The organism is Corynebacterium vitaeruminis DSM 20294, assembly GCF_000550805.1.
Taxonomy (GTDB): domain Bacteria; phylum Actinomycetota; class Actinomycetes; order Mycobacteriales; family Mycobacteriaceae; genus Corynebacterium; species Corynebacterium vitaeruminis.
Genome location: NZ_CP004353.1, coordinates 1447187 through 1464186 on the forward strand (window position 1 = coordinate 1447187; position 17000 = coordinate 1464186).

Below are 17000 nucleotides of genomic sequence, written 5' to 3' on the forward strand. Positions count from 1 at the left end.
TCCAGGTGGATCACACCACTAAAGGATGTTTCCTTACAACATCGTGTTGTTGGTGCCTGCAAGTGTTGTGGGTGCGTAAAGGGGGGGCATCGTTGATCGTGGGAGTACACGTTAAACAAGTCGCACCTGTAAGGGTGGCAAAAAAAGTGCGTTGTGGTTGGCATGCTGTTGGGTGTCTGGAACATGCATGATTGTGTGTTTCTGGTGGCCTGCATGATGCGGTGATGATCGTTTCCACGTTTGTGTGGTGGGTTGTTGTTGTGTGGTGTGGGTGTGTTGTGTGAGAACTGTATAGTGGACGCGATGCAATTTGTTTCCACCCCCTTTTATGTCGCTGCACTTTGTTGTGTGGTGTTGGGGGTGGGGGTTTGTTGTTTTTTATTCTTTGTTCTTAGTGTTTTTTGTTTGTAAGTATCTGTTGTTGTGTTGTTTGGTTAAGGGCACACGGTGGATGCCTTGGCAGCTTAAGCCGATGAAGGACGTGTAAGGCTGCGTTAAGCCTCGGGGAGTTGCCAATAGAGCGTTGATCCGAGGATGTCCGAATGGGGAAACCTGGCCGTGGTTATGTGCGGTTACCTGCCGATGAATTCATAGTCGGTGTGGGGGTTACGCGGGGAAGTGAAACATCTCAGTACCCGTAGGAGAAGAAAATAAATGTAATGATTCTGCTAGTAGTGGCGAGCGAACGTGGATGAGGCTAAACCATGCGCATGTGATACCTGGCAGGGGTTGTGTGTGTGGTGTTGTGGGGTTTCGATGTTTTTAGTCTGCCAGCTAGAAGCCATTTTTATCATTGCGCGAGCGGAAGTGGTTTGGAATGACCTGCCGTAGAGGGTGACAGTCCCGTACGTTGATGTGTGATGGTGGTGGTTGTTGTTGTCCCCGAGTAGCAGCGGGCTCGTGGAATCTGCTGTGAATCTGCCGGGACCACCCGGTAAGCCTAAATACTTAAGTTGACCGATAGCGGATCAAGTACCGTGAGGGAATGGTGAAAAGTACCCCGGGAGGGGAGTGAAATAGTACCTGAAACCGTGTGCTTACAATCCGTCAGAGCCTCTTTGTGGGGTGATGGCGTGCCTTTTGAAGAATGAGCCTGCGAGTCAGCGGCATGTCGCGAGGTTAACCCGTGTGGGGTAGTCGTAGCGAAAGCGAATCCTAACCAGGGTGTTTGTAGTGGCATGTTCTGGACCCGAAGCGGGGTGATCTACCCATGGCCAGTGTGAAGCAGCAGTAAGATGCTGTGGAGGCGCGAACCCACTTAGGTTGAAAACTGAGGGGATGAGCTGTGGGTAGGGGTGAAAGGCCAATCAAACTCCGTGATAGCTGGTTCTCCCCGAAATGCATTTAGGTGCAGCGTCGTGTGTTTCTTCCTGGAGGTAGAGCTACTGGTTGGTTGAGCGGGACCACAATCTTAGCAATGTCAGCCAAACTCCGAATGCCAGTGAAGTCAGAATACGGCAGTGAGACTGCGGGGGATAAGCTCCGTTGGTCGAGAGGGAAACAGCCCAGATCGCCGGTTAAGGCCCCTAAGCGTGTACTAAGTGGGAAAGGATGTGGGATCGCGAAGACAGCCAGGAGGTTGGCTTAGAAGCAGCCACCCTTGAAAGAGTGCGTAATAGCTCACTGGTCGAGTGGTTCTGCGCCGACAATGTAGTGGGGCTCAAGTACACCGCCGAAGCCGCGGCAATCAGTTTTTCTGGTTGGGTAGGGGAGCGTCGTGCACGCTGTGAAGCGCCCGGGTAACTGATGGTGTGGAGTGTGTGCGAGTGAGAATGCAGGCATGAGTAACGACTGATATGTGGAAAACATATCCGCCGGATGACTAAGGGTTCCTGGGTTAAGCTAATCTTCCCAGGGTGAGTCGGGACCTAAGGCGAGGCCGACAGGCGTAGTCGATGGACAACGGGTTGATATTCCCGTACCCGTGTATATGCGCCCACTGGTGAATCATGGATACTAACCACCCAAAACCACACGTTGTCAACTTGTTGATTGTGTGTGGGGCTGCGTGGGACCTGACGTGGTAGTAGCCAAGCGATGGGGTGACACAGGTTGGTAGCCAAGCCACTTACTGGATTGTGGTGTAAGCGTGCAGCCCGCAACGAGAGGTAAATCCGCGTTGCATGAAAGGGTCAGGCGTGATGCGTACCCATTTTTTTGGGGATGTTGGTGATCCTGTACTGTCAAGAAAAGGCTCTAGCGATGTGTATACATGGCCCGTACCCATAACCGACACAGGTAGTCAGGTAGAGAATACTAAGGCGTTCGGGTGAACTGTGGTTAAGGAACTCGGCAAAATGCCCCCGTAACTTCGGGAGAAGGGGGACCACTGCTGGTGACAGACTGGTTGAGCTGGTGGTGGTCGCAGAGAATAGAGGGAAGCGACTGTTTATTAAAAACACAGGTCCGTGCGAAAACGTGGAAGTTGATGTATACGGACTGACGCCTGCCCGGTGCTGGAAGGTTAAGAGGACCTGTTAGCCCACCCTTGTGTGGGCGAAGCGGAGAATTTAAGCCCCAGTAAACGGCGGTGGTAACTATAACCATCCTAAGGTAGCGAAATTCCTTGTCGGGTAAGTTCCGACCTGCACGAATGGCGTAACGACTTCCCTGCTGTCTCAACCACAGGCCCGGTGAAATTGCAGTACGAGTAAAGATGCTCGTTACGCGCGGCAGGACGAAAAGACCCCGGGACCTTCACTATAGCTTGGTATTGGTGTTTGGTTCGGTTTGTGTAGGATAGGTGGGAGACTATGAAACCTCATCGCTAGGTGGGGTGGAGTCGCAAGTTGAAATACCACTCTGATCGGATTGAGCACCTTAACCTTGGCCCATGATCTGGGTTGGGGACAGTGCCTGGTGGGTAGTTTAACTGGGGCGGTTGCCTCCCAAAATGTAACGGAGGCGCCCAAAGGTTCCCTCAGCCTGGTTGGCAATCAGGTGTTGAGTGTAAGTGCACAAGGGAGCTTGACTGTGAGAGTGACGGCTCAAGCAGGTACGAAAGTAGGGACTAGTGATCCGGCACCTACGTGTGGAAGTGGTGTCGCTCAACGGATAAAAGGTACCCCGGGGATAACAGGCTGATCTTCCCCAAGAGTCCATATCGACGGGATGGTTTGGCACCTCGATGTCGGCTCGTCGCATCCTGGGGCTGGAGTAGGTCCCAAGGGTTGGGCTGTTCGCCCATTAAAGCGGCACGCGAGCTGGGTTTAGAACGTCGTGAGACAGTTCGGTCTCTATCCGCCGCGCGCGTTGAAACTTGAAGAAAGCTGTCCCTAGTACGAGAGGACCGGGACGGACGTACCTCTAGTGTGCCAGTTGTCACGCCAGTGGCAGGGCTGGTTAGCTACGTACGGAAGGGATAACCGCTGAAAGCATCTAAGCGGGAAGCCTGTTTTAAGATGAGGTTTCACTTGAGGTACCCCACAGACTATGGGGTTGATAGGCCAGACCTGGAAGCACCGTAAGGTGTGAAGGCGACTGGTACTAATTTACCGACAAACAACCAACACACATAATCAAACAAAACAAGAACAAAACAAAAACAACACAACGTATCGCGTTCACTATGCAGTATCCCGCATAACACAAACACCACAATCAAATCGTGTCGGTGGTTATAGCATTGGGGACACGCCCGGTCCCATTCCGAACCCGGAAGCTAAGCCCAACAGCGCTGATGGTACTGCACCCGGGAGGGTGTGGGAGAGTAAGACACCGCCGACCAAAAACTCAAAAGTGAACGACAAGAGCGTGCGTAGTGAGGTAAGGTGTAACCCTTGTCTTCACTACCACGCTCTTTTCGCATGCCTACAAGGCGAGCGATAGACAAACCGATTGAGGAGCCATCCATGGCAGACAACCGTTCCTTCCGCAGCGGAGGCAAGTCCGACCGTCCTTCGCAGGGCAAGCCCGCCCGCGGGGGTCGCAGGTACGAGTCCCGCGACGGTGAGCGTCGATACGCAAAGCGCGACGACAACGGCGGTGAGCGACGCTACGGGCGCCGAGGAAACGGCGAGGAGGGGGAGCGCCGCTACGGACGCCGCTCGGAGGGCTCCGGCGAGCGCCGCTACGAAAAGAAGGACGGCGAGCGCCGCTTTGACAGGGCTGAGGGGCGCGACGGCGAGAGCCGGCAGTACCGCGGTGGTAAGAAGCACGCCCAGCGCGGCGGACGCGACCGCGACCGCAACCACAACGGGCCGCAGCGTAGTGGCTACCGCGACGAGCGTATGGCCAAGCGCCAGAACGAGCCCGATCTGCCGGGCGATCTCGACGTGCGCGACCTCGATCCCCTGGTGCTCCAGGACCTGAAGGTGCTGTCCAACGACAACGCCCAGGCAGTGGCGAAGCACCTCATCATGGCGGCTACCTGGATGGCCGACGATCCCCAGCTCGCCCTGCGGCACGCGCGCGCGGCTAAGGACCGCGCGGGACGCGTGGCCGTCGTGCGCGAAACGGCCGGTATCGCCGCCTACCACGCGGGCGAGTGGAAGGAAGCGCTCTCTGAGCTGCGCGCGGCGCGTCGCATGAGTGGCGGCCCGGGCCTCATTGCGGTCATGGCGGACTGCGAGCGCGGACTCGGCCGCCCGGAGAAGGCCATCGACGTCGCCCGCGAGTTCGACGAGTCGGAGCTGGATCCCGACACCCGCATTGAGCTCGCGATCGTCGTGGCGGGAGCACGCCTCGACCTCAATCAGGTGGACTCCGCCGTGATCACTCTGCAGCGCGCGGAGCCGAACTCGAAGAAGAAGACGCAGTCTTACGCGCGCCTGAGCTACGCCTACGCCGACGCCCTCTCCGCCGCGGGGCGGATCGATGACGCTCGTTCGTGGTTCGCCCACGCGAAGGACCAGGACGTGGACGGCCTCCTCGACGCCGACGAGCGCCTGAAGGAGCTCGGATAGCTCTTAGCACCATGCCCAGCCGTTGAAGCCAATCCTAGGGCTCGAAGGCTGGGCTTTTGTCTGCCCGCATACCGGCCGTGGGTGCCCGGTCTACTATTGTGGAACGCATGACGATCAGCACTGAGTACGACGCCTTCCTCTTCGACCTAGACGGAACCGTGTGGGAGGGCGGCCGCGCCATCGTCAACGCGGTCGAAAGCATCAACCGCCTCGATGGGCACGTCGTGTACATCACCAATAACGCCTCGCGTCACCCCGACCTGGTCGCCGAGATGCTCACCAACATGGGTATTCCCACCGCAGGGTCGCAGGTGCTCACCTCGGCGCAGGCCGCGGTTGAGCTCGCATCGAAGGAGCTGCAGCGCGGGGACGCGATCTACGTCCTCGGCGCCGAGTCCTTCAAGGAGCTCGCGCGCGACGCGGGTTTTGCCGTGGTCGATTCCGCGGACGATAACCCGAAGGCGGTGCTCCACGGGCACAACCCGGCCACCGGCTGGGAGCAGCTGTCGGAGGCGGCGCTGTCCATCCGCAAGGGCGCGCGCTACATCGCCTCGAACCTCGATTCGACCCTGCCCTCGGAGCGCGGGCTCATGGTGGGTAACGGTTCCATGGTCGCCGCCGTCGTCAGCGCCACCGGGGTCACCCCGATCTCGGCGGGCAAGCCGGAGCCGGCGATGTTCCACCAAGCCGCGGAGCACGTCGGCTCGCGGGCACCGCTGGCCATCGGCGACCGCCTCAATACCGACATCGCCGGTGGCGTGGCCGCCGAGATGGACGTCTTCCACGTGCTGACGGGGGTCTCCAAGCACTGGGCGCTCGTTAACGCCGAGGCGAGCCAGCGCCCGACCTTTGTGGCGGAGGACTTAAGCCAGCTCTACACCGACTCGGCCGAGCTTCGCCCCGGCGCCCAAGGCGGTTTCGTGTGCTCCGCGGAGGGCGAGGATCTCGTCCTCACCGGCGGCCAGCCCGACTCCACCCCGGCGCAGGCGCTGCGGACGGTGCTGGCAAAGGCCTGGTCGACGGAGGAGACGTTCACCGGGCAGGTAGTGGCAAGGGGAGAGGTCGCCGATGCCGCCCTGGGAGCCTGGCTGTGAGCGCGCCCCATCCCGGACCCCGGCCGGGGCCACGTCCTAGTGCCCAGGGCGGCCCAGGCGGTCCCGTTCCGCACGATCCGCGCCAGCCCCAGGTAACCCCGGAGGAGGTCGCGGCACAGGTCAACGAGATCCTCTCCGAGGACGCGGAGGACCTGGCAGCGGAGGCCGACCAGCTTTCCCGGGCGCACGCCGTACTGCACGAGGCGCTGCAATAAATAGGCAGGCCAGCGGGGCTGGATTATCTCAAAGCAAGATTCAAGAACAGACGTCGACAGGAGTATGTGGTGGCTGGCAGGTACCGGCTTGATGCGGAGCTCGTGCGCAGGAAGATCGCCCGTTCGCGCGAGCAGGCGCAGGAGCTCATCAAGGGCGGGCGCGTCTACGTCGGCGGGATACTGGCCAGCAAGCCCGCCACCCAGGTGACCCCGGAGGTGTCCATCCGGGTCGAGGAGGATGCGATCGACGACTGGGCCTCGCGCGGGGCGCACAAGCTGCTCGGTGCCCTCGAGGCGTGGGAGCCTAAGGGGCTTTCGCTGAAGGGCAAGAAGGTCCTCGACGCCGGCGCCTCGACCGGAGGGTTTACCGACGTAGCATTGCGTCGAGAAGCAAAGCAGGTCGTTGCGGTCGACGTCGGCTACGGGCAGCTCATCTGGCGCCTGCAAAACGACGACCGCGTGCTGGTGCTCGACCGGACGAACATCCGCAACCTCACGCCCGAGCTGACCGAGGGGCCCTGCGACCTCATGGTCGGCGACCTGTCGTTTATCTCCCTGCGGCTGACCCTCCCGGCTATCGTCGGGTGCCTAGCCGAGGGGGCGGACCTGCTGCCGATGGTCAAGCCGCAGTTCGAGGTGGGCAAGGACCGGCTGGGAGGCGGCGGGGTGGTGCGCAGCCCGGAGCTACGCGCCGAGGTGACCGCCGACGTCGCGGAGTTCGCGCAGTCGCTGGGTCTCGAGGTCAAAGACGTCACCGCGAGCCCGCTGCCGGGCCCATCGGGAAATGTGGAATACTTCCTGTGGCTCAAGAAAGGCCACGCGGGACAACCCCAGGCCGTAAAGTCGAGGGAAGAGATAGAGACGCTCGTTAGACGGGCCGTCGAGGAAGGGCCGCAATGATCACCGCACACCAGCCGCGCTGCGTCCTCTTGGTGCCGCACACCGGCCGCAAGAGCAACGTCACAACCGCGGCGCTGGCAGCCGAGCTCCTCCACGACGCCAACATCGACGTGCGCGTCCTCGTGCACCCCAACGACACGACCATCGCCAGCCACCCCGTGCTCAGCCAGTTCACCCGCGTCTCCCACAGCGAGGAGGCAACGGAAGGCGTGGAGCTGGTCCTCGTCCTCGGCGGCGACGGCACCTTCCTGCGCGCAGCGGATCTCTCGCACCAGGCGGACATCCCGGTGCTCGGCATCAATCTGGGTCACGTCGGCTTCCTCGCCGAATGGGAGCAGGACGCGCTGGACGAGGCGGTCATCCGTGTGATCGCCGGCGACTATCGCGTGGAGGAGCGCATGACCATCGACGTCACCGTGCTCGACGCCGACGGCAGCCTCATCGGAAACGGCTGGGCGCTCAACGAGGTCAGCATCGAGAACAACAACCGCCGCGGCGTGCTCGATGCGGTGCTCGGCGTGGACGGCCGCCCGGTCAGTTCCTTCGGCTGCGACGGCGTGCTCATCTCGACCCCGACGGGATCTACCGCCTACGCCTTCTCTGCCGGTGGTCCCGTGCTGTGGCCGGAGCTCGACGCCATCCTCGTGGTTCCCAACAACGCCCACGCCCTGTTCACGAAGCCGCTGGTCGTCAGCCCGAATTCTGTGGTGGCGGTGGAGAGCCAGCCCAACACGGCGAGTGCGACGGCGGTCATGGACGGCTTCCGTTCCATTCACATGCCGCCCGGCGCCAGCGTCGAGGTGCGCAAGGGTAAGCGTTCGGTGAAGTGGATCCGCCTCGACAGCCTGCCGTTCGCCGACCGGCTAGTGTCCAAGCTGCGGCTGCCCGTTGAGGGCTGGCGCGGGATGAGTCATTCCACTCCGGACGAGTCCGAGTAGGCGTTCGAGGATCTTTTCGAAAACCCCGCGGCGTGCCGCGCTTGATCGTCCCTTTTACCTCGGGTTTTCGCTCTTGCTTTACGACGCCTACGGCAAATTCGCATAATTGTTCGAATTTTGCCGCCATTCTGCGGTACGATGGCGGCATGCTTGCTGATATCACGATCGAGAATCTCGGCGTCATCCCGCGCGCGACGGCGGAGCTGTCCTCGGGGCTCACGGTGCTCACCGGCGAGACCGGCGCGGGCAAGACCATGGTGGTCACCGGTCTGCGCCTGCTTACCGGCGGTCGCGCGGACGCCTCGCGGGTGCGCACGGGTAGTACCGAGGCGGTCGTGGAAGGTCGCTTCGTACTCGACGGCGTCAGCCCCGGGGTGCGCGAGCTGGTGCTCGATACCGCCGATTCCACGGGAGCCGTGCCCGACGAAAACGGGGAATTCATCGCCAGCAGGGTGGTCAAGTCCACCGGCCGTTCCAAGGCCCACCTTGGCGGCCGTTCCGTTCCCGCGGCAAGCCTGGCGGACTTCAGCGCGGAGCTGCTCACGATCCACGGCCAAAACGACCAGCTTCGGCTGCTCGGCCCGGACCGGCAGCTGGAGGCACTCGACCGAACGAGCGAGGCCATCGCGCCCATCAGGCAGGAGTACAAGGAGGCCTTTCGTGCCTACCGGCGTCTAAAGCGGGACCTCGACGAGCGCACCCGCTCGCGCATGGAGCTGGCCCAAGAGGTCGACCGGCTCGAGTTTGCCATCCACGAGATCAAGGCCGTGGATCCTCAACCCGGCGAGGGGGAGGAGCTGGTCGAGCAGATCCGCAGGCTCCAGGACGTCGACGAGCTGCGCGAGTTGGCCAGCGGCTCCCTGGCGAACCTCGACGGCGCAGCCTCGATCGAGGGGTACCAGGGCTCTGACGAGGAGGGGCAGTGCGCGGCGGATCTTCTGGGGCAGGCGGTTTCCTTCCTCGATTCCAGTGACGACCCCAAGCTCGCCGCTTGCGCGCAGCGCCTGAGCGAGGCAACCTCGATCGTCTCCGAGGTCTCGGCGGAACTGGGCATGTACCTGTCCTCGCTGCCTGCGGACCCCGAGGAGCTGGAGAAGCTGTTGGTGAGGCAGCAAGAGATCAAGGGGCTCACCCGCAAGTACGCTCCCGACGTCGAGGGCGTGCTGAAGTGGCTGGCCAAGGCGGAAAGGCGCCTGGCGAGCATCGACGTCACGCCCGAGGCGCTGGAGGCGCTGAAGAAGCAGGTCGCCGAGGCCTCCAAGGAGGTTCGTCGCCTGGGAAAGGCGCTGTCCGCGGCGCGCGCGGAGGCCGCAGCCTTCCTCTCGGAGAAGGTCACCTCGGAGCTGCACGGGCTGGCGATGCCCAAGGCGCGGTTCTTCGTCGCGGTGAGCGAGAAGGCGCCGGGGCCGACGGGCTGCGACGAGGTCGAGTTCACGCTGGCGGCCAACAAGTCGGCCGAGGCGCGGCCGCTGGCCACCTCCGCCTCGGGCGGCGAGCTCTCCCGCGTCATGCTCGCCCTCGAGGTCATCTTGTCCTCTGGGACCAAGGGCACCACGCTTGTCTTCGACGAGGTCGATGCTGGTGTCGGCGGCCGCGCCGCGGTGGAGATCGGGCGTCGGCTCGCGCGGCTCGCCCGCGACAACCAGGTCATCGTGGTTACGCACTTGCCCCAAGTAGCCGCATTTGCCGACACCCACCTGCACGTGTCCAAGGACGTCGGCGAGTCCGCGATCACCTCCGGCGTGGAGTCGCTGAGCGAGGAACGCCGGGTGGAGGAGCTGTCCCGGATGCTGGCCGGGCTGGAGGACACGGACACCGGCAGGGCGCACGCCCAGGAGCTGCTCGCACGCGCGCAGAAGGAGGTCGCCGAGCTGCGGGCGAGCTAACCCACCTGTTGTGGGTTTCTCAGAAAAATCCTTGGATTTTCCTGCGCGCCTTACTCAGAAGGCTGTTCACTTTCGCAACAATAATGCGCATGAGTCTGTTCTCCCGTACCGATGACTTGCCCGGTCTGCACGCCGTCGCCCGCGACTGCCGCGAGGCGTCCAAGGGCCTCAAGAAGCTAGGCGCAGGCGACATCGCAGTGATCGATGTGCCCGACATCGACCGGGCCTTTGCCACCCAGCTGATGGAGGCAAAGCCGGCGGCGGTGGTGAATGCTTCTCCGTTCACCACCGGCAACATCCCGAACTTCGGCCCGCAGATCCTCCTCGACGCGGGCATCAAGCTGGTCGAAAACACCGGCCCCGAGATCTGGACCGACCTCAAGGACGGCAAGAAGGCGCGCCTGACCGACGAGGGCGGGCTGTACTACGGGGAAAAGGCCGTCGGTGCCGGCACGCCGGTCAATGCCGAGGCCGCGGAGGCCTCTTTCGAGGAGGCCCAGCAGTCGCTCGTCGACCACATGGAGGCCTACTTCGGCAATACCATCCAGTTCATTCACTCCGAGGCGCCGCTGCTCATCGACGGCCTCGGGATCCCGGACACCAGCGCGCAGATCCGCGGCCGCAAGGTGCTCGTCGTTAGCCCCGGGGAAGGGCACCGCTCCGAGCTGAAGGAGCTGCGCAACTTCATCCGCGAGTACAACCCGGCGATCATCGGCGTGGACTCCGCAGCCGACTCGCTGGTCGAGCTCGGCTACACCCCGGACCTCATCGTGGGCAATCCCTCGGGCATCGGCTCGGATGCCCTGCGTAGCGGCGCCAGCGTCGTGCTGCCCGCCGAGCCGAACGGCCACGCCGCAGGCCTCGAGCGGATCCAGGACCTAGGCATCGGCGCGATGACCTTTCCGGCCGCCGTCGACTCGGCAACCGACCTGGCGCTGCTGCTGGCCGAGTTCCACGGCGCCGAGCTCGTGGTCAACGTCGGCGCGCCGATGGACCTCGACTCCATCTTCTCCGGCGGCGAGAACTCCGCGCCCGCGTCCCTGCTGGCCCGCGCCAAGGTGGGCACCAAGCTTGTCGACGCCAAGGCGATCTCGAAGCTCTACACCGTGCGCACCAACGTCAACCTGGGCTGGCTCTGGGCCGTGCTCGGCATCCTCGTGGCGATCGCGGTCATCGTGCTCATCGCCGGGATGAACGGCAGCGGCGGGTTCGTGGACAACATGATCGACACCTGGAACAACATCGCCCTGAGCGTTCAGGGCCTGTTCAAGTAGGAGTGAGCTGTGGCTAAGAAGAAGGGGCGCTCCGGCGCCGTCATCGCGGGACTCGCGTTCGGCCTGGCCGGTGGCGTGGCGCTGGGCACCTACGTGCTGGCACCCAACCTCGCCGGCGGCAGCAACGCCACGCAGACCTCGCTGGAAAGCCAGCTCGCGGACGCGCAGCAGCAGGTGGAGATCGCCGACGCGCAGTCCAAGAGCGCCGACGGTTTCATCGACTCGGTCTCGGGCGCGGCGCTGACGGATAAGCTCAAGGACCGCCCGGTGCTCATCATGCGAACCGCGGACGCCAACGACGACGACGTCCAGGGCGTGAAGGACGATTTGTCGAAGTCGGGTGCCGTCGACTCCGGCACGATCACGCTCACAGACAAGTTCTTCTCTCAGGAAGGCGCCGACGGGCTGAAAAACATCGTCTCGACCACGCTTCCCGCCGGTGCCCAGCTGAACACCGACCAGCTCGACTCGGGCACGCACGCCGGCGAGGCGCTCGGCAGCGCGCTCATGCTCAACAAGGACTCCGCCCAGCCGCAGGCCACCACCGAGGAGCGCGCGATCGTCCTCGGCGGGCTCAGCGAGGGCGGGTTCATCCAGTACGACGAGGGGACGATCCTGCCCGCGCAGGTCATCGTCTTCGTCCTTGGCGACGACGACGGATCCTCCGACACCTTCACTACGACCAACGAGGTCGCCTTCGCCCGCGCGCTCGACACGCGCGGCTCGGGAGTCGTCGTGGCCGGCCGGATCCACACCGCCTCCGACACCGGCGTGATCGGGCAGCTGCGCGACAACGCCCTCGCGCTTGAGGCCGTCTCCACGGTCGACTCCGTCGATCAGGCCTGGGGCAAGATCGCCACCGTCCTGGCAGCGAAGGATCAGCTGGATGGGAAGGCCGGGGCGTATGGCGCGGCCGCGAGTGCGAAGGCGGCGGCGCCGAGCATCTAAGAAGTTCCCGTCGACATGCTCCCGTTCCCACGCCGTAGGCGTCGGAAAGCGGGAGCGTTTTCGTCTGGCTTAATCGTTTCCACTTGCGGCTTTTCCGTGCTCAGCGCCTATTTCTATAGTTGTATTGTTAACCTGAGATTCTCATGTTATGCTGAAAGCCCGTAGGTCACCACCGTGAGTGAGCCTGCGGATTTTGCATTTCTGCACCCAGTTTTTCCTGAGTGCGGGGCGCAAAAGGGCGCGTTTTCTCGCGGACAGGTACAACTGACAAGGTGACGCCCTGGGGGCTAATTGGCCGCCAGGAAGGACCGAAACTTCAAGAGGACGCAACCATGCCACAGCGCACAACTGGACATGAAACCAAGTTTATTTTCGTCACCGGAGGAGTTGTGTCTTCCCTGGGCAAGGGACTGACGGCCGCGAGCCTCGGGCAGCTGCTCATCGCGCGCGGGCTCAGCGTGACCATGCAGAAGCTGGATCCGTACCTCAATGTCGACCCGGGCACCATGAACCCCTTCGAGCACGGCGAGGTCTTCGTCACCGAGGACGGCGCCGAGACCGACCTCGACCTGGGCCACTACGAGCGCTTCCTCGACCGCAATCTCACCAAGAACGCCAACGTCACCACCGGCAAGGTGTACTCCAGCGTCATCGCCAAGGAGCGCCGCGGCGAGTTCCTGGGCAAGACCGTGCAGGTCATCCCGCACATCACCGACGAGATCAAGTCCCGCATCCTCGCCATGGGCGAGCCGGACGCGGACGGTAACCGCCCCGATGTGGTCATCTCCGAGATCGGCGGCACCGTGGGCGACATCGAGTCCCAGCCCTTCCTCGAGGCGGCCCGCCAGGTCCGCCATGCCGTGGGGCGCGAGAACATCTTCTTCATCCACTGCTCGCTCGTGCCGTACCTGGCCACCAGCGGCGAGCTGAAGACCAAGCCCACCCAGCACTCGGTCGCCGAGCTGCGCTCCATCGGCATCGTCCCGGATGCCGTCGTGCTGCGCGCCGACCGCGAGACCCCGGCCTCGCACAAGAAGAAGATCGCGCTCATGTGCGACATCGAGGAGGAGGGCGTGGTCTCCTGCCCGGACGCGCCGAGCATCTACGACATCCCGGAGGTCCTCTACAAGGAGCACCTAGACACCTTCGTGATCCGCAAGCTGGGCCTGCCGTTCCGCGACGTGGACTGGACCCAGTGGGGCGACCTGCTCGACCGGGTCCGCAACCCGCGCAGCGAGGTCACGGTCGGCATCGTGGGCAAGTACATCGACCTCCAGGACGCCTACCTCTCGGTGGCCGAGGCGATCCGCCACGCTGGCTTCGCCCACCACGTGAAGGCCAACGTCAAGTGGATCACCTCCGACGACTGCGAGACCAACCCGGCCGAGCAGCTGCGCGGCCTCGACGCCATTGTCGTCCCCGGCGGCTTCGGCGTCCGCGGCATCGAGGGCAAGATCAACGCCATCACCTACGCCCGAGAAAACAAGGTGCCCTTCCTCGGCCTGTGCCTCGGCCTGCAGTGCACCGTGCTCGAGGCGGCCCGCCGCGCGGGCATCGAGGACGCCAGCTCCACCGAGTTTGACCCCGACACCAAGTCCCCGGTCATCGCCACGATGGCCGAGCAGCAGGCCGCGGTGTCCGGCGAGGCCGACCTCGGCGGCACCATGCGCCTGGGAGCCTACCCGGCCAAGCTCACCGAGGGCTCGCTCGTCGCGGACCTCTACGGCTCCACCGACGTCTCCGAGCGCCACCGCCACCGCTACGAGGTCAACAACGCCTACCGCGACCAGATCCACGAGGCCACCGGGCTCGAGTTCTCCGGCACCTCCCCGGACGGCACGCTGGTGGAGTTCGTCGAGTACCCGCGCGAGGAGCACCCGTTCATGGTCGCCACCCAGGCACACCCGGAGTACAAGTCGCGCCCGACCCGCTCGCACCCGCTGTTCAAGGGTCTCGTCGCCGCGGCCATCGACTTCCGCGACGCGAAGTAGCAGCCGAGACGTTAAGACCGGTCGAAGGCGCCCTCCCGCACCGAAGGGGAAGGCGCCTTGAGCCGTCTTTGGCGCTATCCGCTGTGACCGGTGTCGGGCCCAGCGCATGACCGGCGGCGGACTAGGCTTTAACCCATGGCCTTTGAATTCCGCACCGTTGACTCCGAACTGCTCATCGACGCCCCCATCATCAGCGTGCGCCGCGACACCGTCACCATGCCGGGCGGGGAAACGGCGATCCGCGAGGTGGTCGAGCACTTCGGGGCGGTCGCGGTGGTGGCCTTCGACGGCGAGAAGATCGCTCTCGTGCACCAGTTCCGGCAGAGCGCCGGGCGCCGCTTCTACGAGCTGCCCGCCGGTTTGCTGGATTTTGCCAACGAGGATCCGCTCGACTGTGCCGCGCGCGAGCTGCAGGAGGAGGCCGGGCTCGAGGCCGGCAGCTGGGGGCTGCTGGTGGACCTCATCACCAGCCCGGGTTTTTGCGACGAGGCGGTGCGCGTGTATCTGGCCACCGACCTGCGCGCGGTGGATCGCCCGGACCCGGAGGAGGAAGAAGCGGACATGACCCTGCGCTGGGTCGCTCTCGACGAGGCCGTCGCCATGGTCATGCGCGGTGAGGTGTCCAACTCGATCGCGATCGCCGGGATCATGACGGCCGCCGAGGCCGTGCGCATCGGGCGTACCCGTCCCGTGGGCGACGCCTTCGAGTTGCGGCCGACGGCCTTGGCCCATCGTCGACAAGCGGAAGGCTTCACCGGCGACATGAAGAAGCGGCACGGCTAGGCCATGCCCAACGCCCGGGAAGCGGCGCGCAACTGGCTGGTCCACCTCACCGTCGAACGCGGGCTCAGCCAGAACACGCTGAGCAACTACCGCCGCGACGTCGAGCGCTACCTCGGCTACCTCGACGAGGTCCGCATCGACGATCTGGCACGGGTGACCACCGCCGACGTCGAGGGTTACGTTGCCTACCTGCGCACCGGCGACTCGGCGTCGGGGCGCGCGCCCCTGGCGGCGAGCTCGGCGGGGCGGGCGCTGGTTGTCGCGCGCGGCCTGCACAAGTTTGCCCTGCTCGAGGGGTACGTCGATCGCGACGTCGCCGCCGAGGTTTCGCCGCCCGGCACCGGGAGGCACCTTCCTGATACGTTGTCGGTGGAACAGGTTTCTTCGCTTATCGACGCGATACCGCGGGACGAGGCGGCGACCTCCTGCGACCTGCGGGATTCCGCCCTCCTCGAGCTGCTCTACGGCACGGGCGCGCGCATCTCCGAAATCCTCGCCCTCAACGTGGACGACTACGCCAAGGCCGAGGACTTCTTGTTGCTCACGGGAAAGGGGAGCAAGCAGCGGATCGTGCCCTTGGGGTCGAAGGCGAAGGAGGCGGTCGAGCGCTACCTCGTGCGCGCGCGCCCTAGCCTCGCGAAGGGAAAGAGCCACGCGCTGTTCCTCAACACCCGCGGCGGGGCGCTTTCGAGGCAGAGCGCCTGGGCGGTGCTCAAGCAGGCGGCGCAACGGGCGGGGATCACCGCGGAGATCTCCCCGCACACGCTCCGGCACAGCTACGCGACCCACCTGCTCGAGGGCGGGGCGAACGTGCGCGTGGTCCAGGAGCTGCTGGGGCACTCCTCGGTGACCACCACCCAGATCTACACCCACGTCACCGCGGAGAACCTGCGGGCGGTCTGGGCGACGAGCCACCCGCGCGCGTGAACGCCCCATTAATCGGCGGAATGTTTCTTTTTGGCGCCGCCGCCGGTAGCATCGTGGCGGAACAAAGCGACCGCGGGCGGGACCTACCCGCAAGAACCATTAGGAAAGAGAACCAGTGGCACGACTTCGCCCGACTTCGGCACTCACCCGCGCGCTCGGCGCCTGCGGGCTCGCGTTGGCGCTCTCAACGCCCGCCGCATATGCGCCGGTGGCCGCGGCCCAGGGGCTTGCCGACGTCGCCACCGGCGTCGACCTCTCGGCACCCGTGGTGGTGCCGGCGGGGGAGACCACGACCGTCGACATCGGGGTCCCGCTGGGGCTGAACACCTCCCAGGACGGGTTCACCTTCGTCTCTCAGGGCACCTCCGTCTCGGTGACGGCGCCGAGCTCCGGCGGGTCGACCGTCGTTCCCGTGAGCTACGGAGGGTACTCCGCGTCGATTACCGTCGTGGCCGAGCAGGGTGCGACGGGCGCGAGCGTCGACGGGACGTCGGTGGACGAGCTGACCGGCGGTGCGGCGGGCTCAACTGGCACGGCTGGCACGGCGCCCGCGGCGGGTTCGGAAGGCGGGGAGGCGCCCAGCCCGCGGCCGAGCCGCGTCGCCGCCCCGGCGCTGGACACGAGCGCGGCAGCGCACGTCGACCTCGTGGGGACGATCTCCGGCAACACGCTCACGGTGCAGCTCGGGGTGACGCAGGCGCTCAACCTCTACAACCAGTTCGGCGGCACCGACCCCGGTTCGGTGGACGTGCGCTACGTCGACGGCGACGGGCAGCTCATCGAGGGGGTCGAGCGATCCATCGACAAGGGCACGCGGTCACTGACGCTGACCTATCCCGTTGGCCAAACCCCGGACAACCCCTTCATCATCCAGGTGACCAACGCCTCCGACGGCAGCGCGGTCGCCGAGGTCACCATCACCTCGCCGGGGCAGCTGACCACGAAGGCCGGCGGCACGGCCAACGTGACCCCGGCGAAGGCGACCAGCAACGCGAAGCTCATGGGCATGGCCGCGGTGGGCTTCGTCGGCTTCCTGTTCGTCCTCGGGCTCGTCACCTCGCTCGTGGCCTCGCTGCGCAGGCGGCGCTAGAGCAGCATCTTCGGCCCCCACGATCTGTGTCAAGGTGATGCACTTGACGC

Annotated in this window: 11 protein-coding genes and 2 rRNA genes; all 13 read left to right on the forward strand. The window is 64.4% G+C overall.

Going from position 1 to position 17000, the window contains the following annotated elements; translation table 11 throughout:
- Nucleotides 1–424: 424 nt before the first annotated feature.
- The 13 genes from B843_RS06680 (at nucleotide 425) to B843_RS06745 (ending at nucleotide 16950) form a co-directional block, all read left to right on the forward strand.
- Nucleotides 425–3509 (forward strand): 23S ribosomal RNA (locus B843_RS06680).
- Nucleotides 3510–3609: 100 nt separating this feature from the next.
- Nucleotides 3610–3726, forward strand: a 5S ribosomal RNA gene (rrf, locus tag B843_RS06685).
- Nucleotides 3727–3851: 125 nt separating this feature from the next.
- Nucleotides 3852–4904 carry a hypothetical protein gene (locus B843_RS06690; RefSeq protein WP_025252739.1) on the forward strand — a complete coding sequence of 351 codons (1053 nt, stop codon included), beginning with the start codon at nucleotides 3852–3854 and terminating at the stop codon, nucleotides 4902–4904.
- Between the two features lie 107 nt (nucleotides 4905–5011).
- The gene (locus B843_RS06695; RefSeq protein WP_025252740.1) at nucleotides 5012–5998 is read left to right on the forward strand and encodes an HAD-IIA family hydrolase; all 987 of its coding nucleotides are present in this window, start codon (nucleotides 5012–5014) and stop codon (nucleotides 5996–5998) included.
- A gap of 284 nt (nucleotides 5999–6282) precedes the next feature.
- Nucleotides 6283–7113: a TlyA family RNA methyltransferase gene (locus tag B843_RS06705; protein ID WP_025252742.1), complete on the forward strand. Its 831-nt coding sequence runs from the start codon at nucleotides 6283–6285 to the stop codon at nucleotides 7111–7113.
- A complete protein-coding gene (locus B843_RS06710; protein ID WP_376780283.1) occupies nucleotides 7113–8051 on the forward strand; it encodes an NAD kinase in 939 nt (312 codons plus the stop codon). The genes B843_RS06705 and B843_RS06710 overlap by 1 nt, the downstream gene beginning before the upstream one ends.
- A gap of 146 nt (nucleotides 8052–8197) precedes the next feature.
- Nucleotides 8198–9937 carry a DNA repair protein RecN gene (gene recN / locus B843_RS06715; RefSeq protein WP_025252744.1) on the forward strand — a complete coding sequence of 580 codons (1740 nt, stop codon included), beginning with the start codon at nucleotides 8198–8200 and terminating at the stop codon, nucleotides 9935–9937.
- Nucleotides 9938–10026: 89 nt separating this feature from the next.
- The gene (gene steA, locus B843_RS06720) at nucleotides 10027–11211 is read left to right on the forward strand and encodes a putative cytokinetic ring protein SteA (RefSeq protein WP_034649907.1); all 1185 of its coding nucleotides are present in this window, start codon (nucleotides 10027–10029) and stop codon (nucleotides 11209–11211) included.
- A gap of 9 nt (nucleotides 11212–11220) precedes the next feature.
- Complete coding sequence (locus B843_RS06725) at nucleotides 11221–12159, forward strand: copper transporter (protein WP_025252746.1); 939 nt, start codon at nucleotides 11221–11223, stop codon at nucleotides 12157–12159.
- Nucleotides 12160–12491: 332 nt separating this feature from the next.
- A complete protein-coding gene (locus B843_RS06730; protein WP_025252747.1) occupies nucleotides 12492–14150 on the forward strand; it encodes a CTP synthase in 1659 nt (552 codons plus the stop codon).
- 135 nt (nucleotides 14151–14285) lie between these two features.
- Nucleotides 14286–14933, forward strand: a complete 648-nt coding sequence (locus tag B843_RS06735) for an NUDIX domain-containing protein (protein WP_025252748.1) — start codon at nucleotides 14286–14288, stop codon at nucleotides 14931–14933.
- Nucleotides 14934–14936: 3 nt separating this feature from the next.
- Nucleotides 14937–15860, forward strand: coding sequence for a site-specific tyrosine recombinase XerD (gene xerD / locus B843_RS06740; protein ID WP_025252749.1), 924 nt, complete (start codon nucleotides 14937–14939; stop codon nucleotides 15858–15860).
- Nucleotides 15861–15975: 115 nt separating this feature from the next.
- Nucleotides 15976–16950 (forward strand): hypothetical protein, encoded by a 975-nt coding sequence (locus B843_RS06745; RefSeq protein WP_155895118.1) that lies wholly within the window; start codon nucleotides 15976–15978, stop codon nucleotides 16948–16950.
- The last annotated feature ends 50 nt before the right edge of the window (nucleotides 16951–17000 follow it).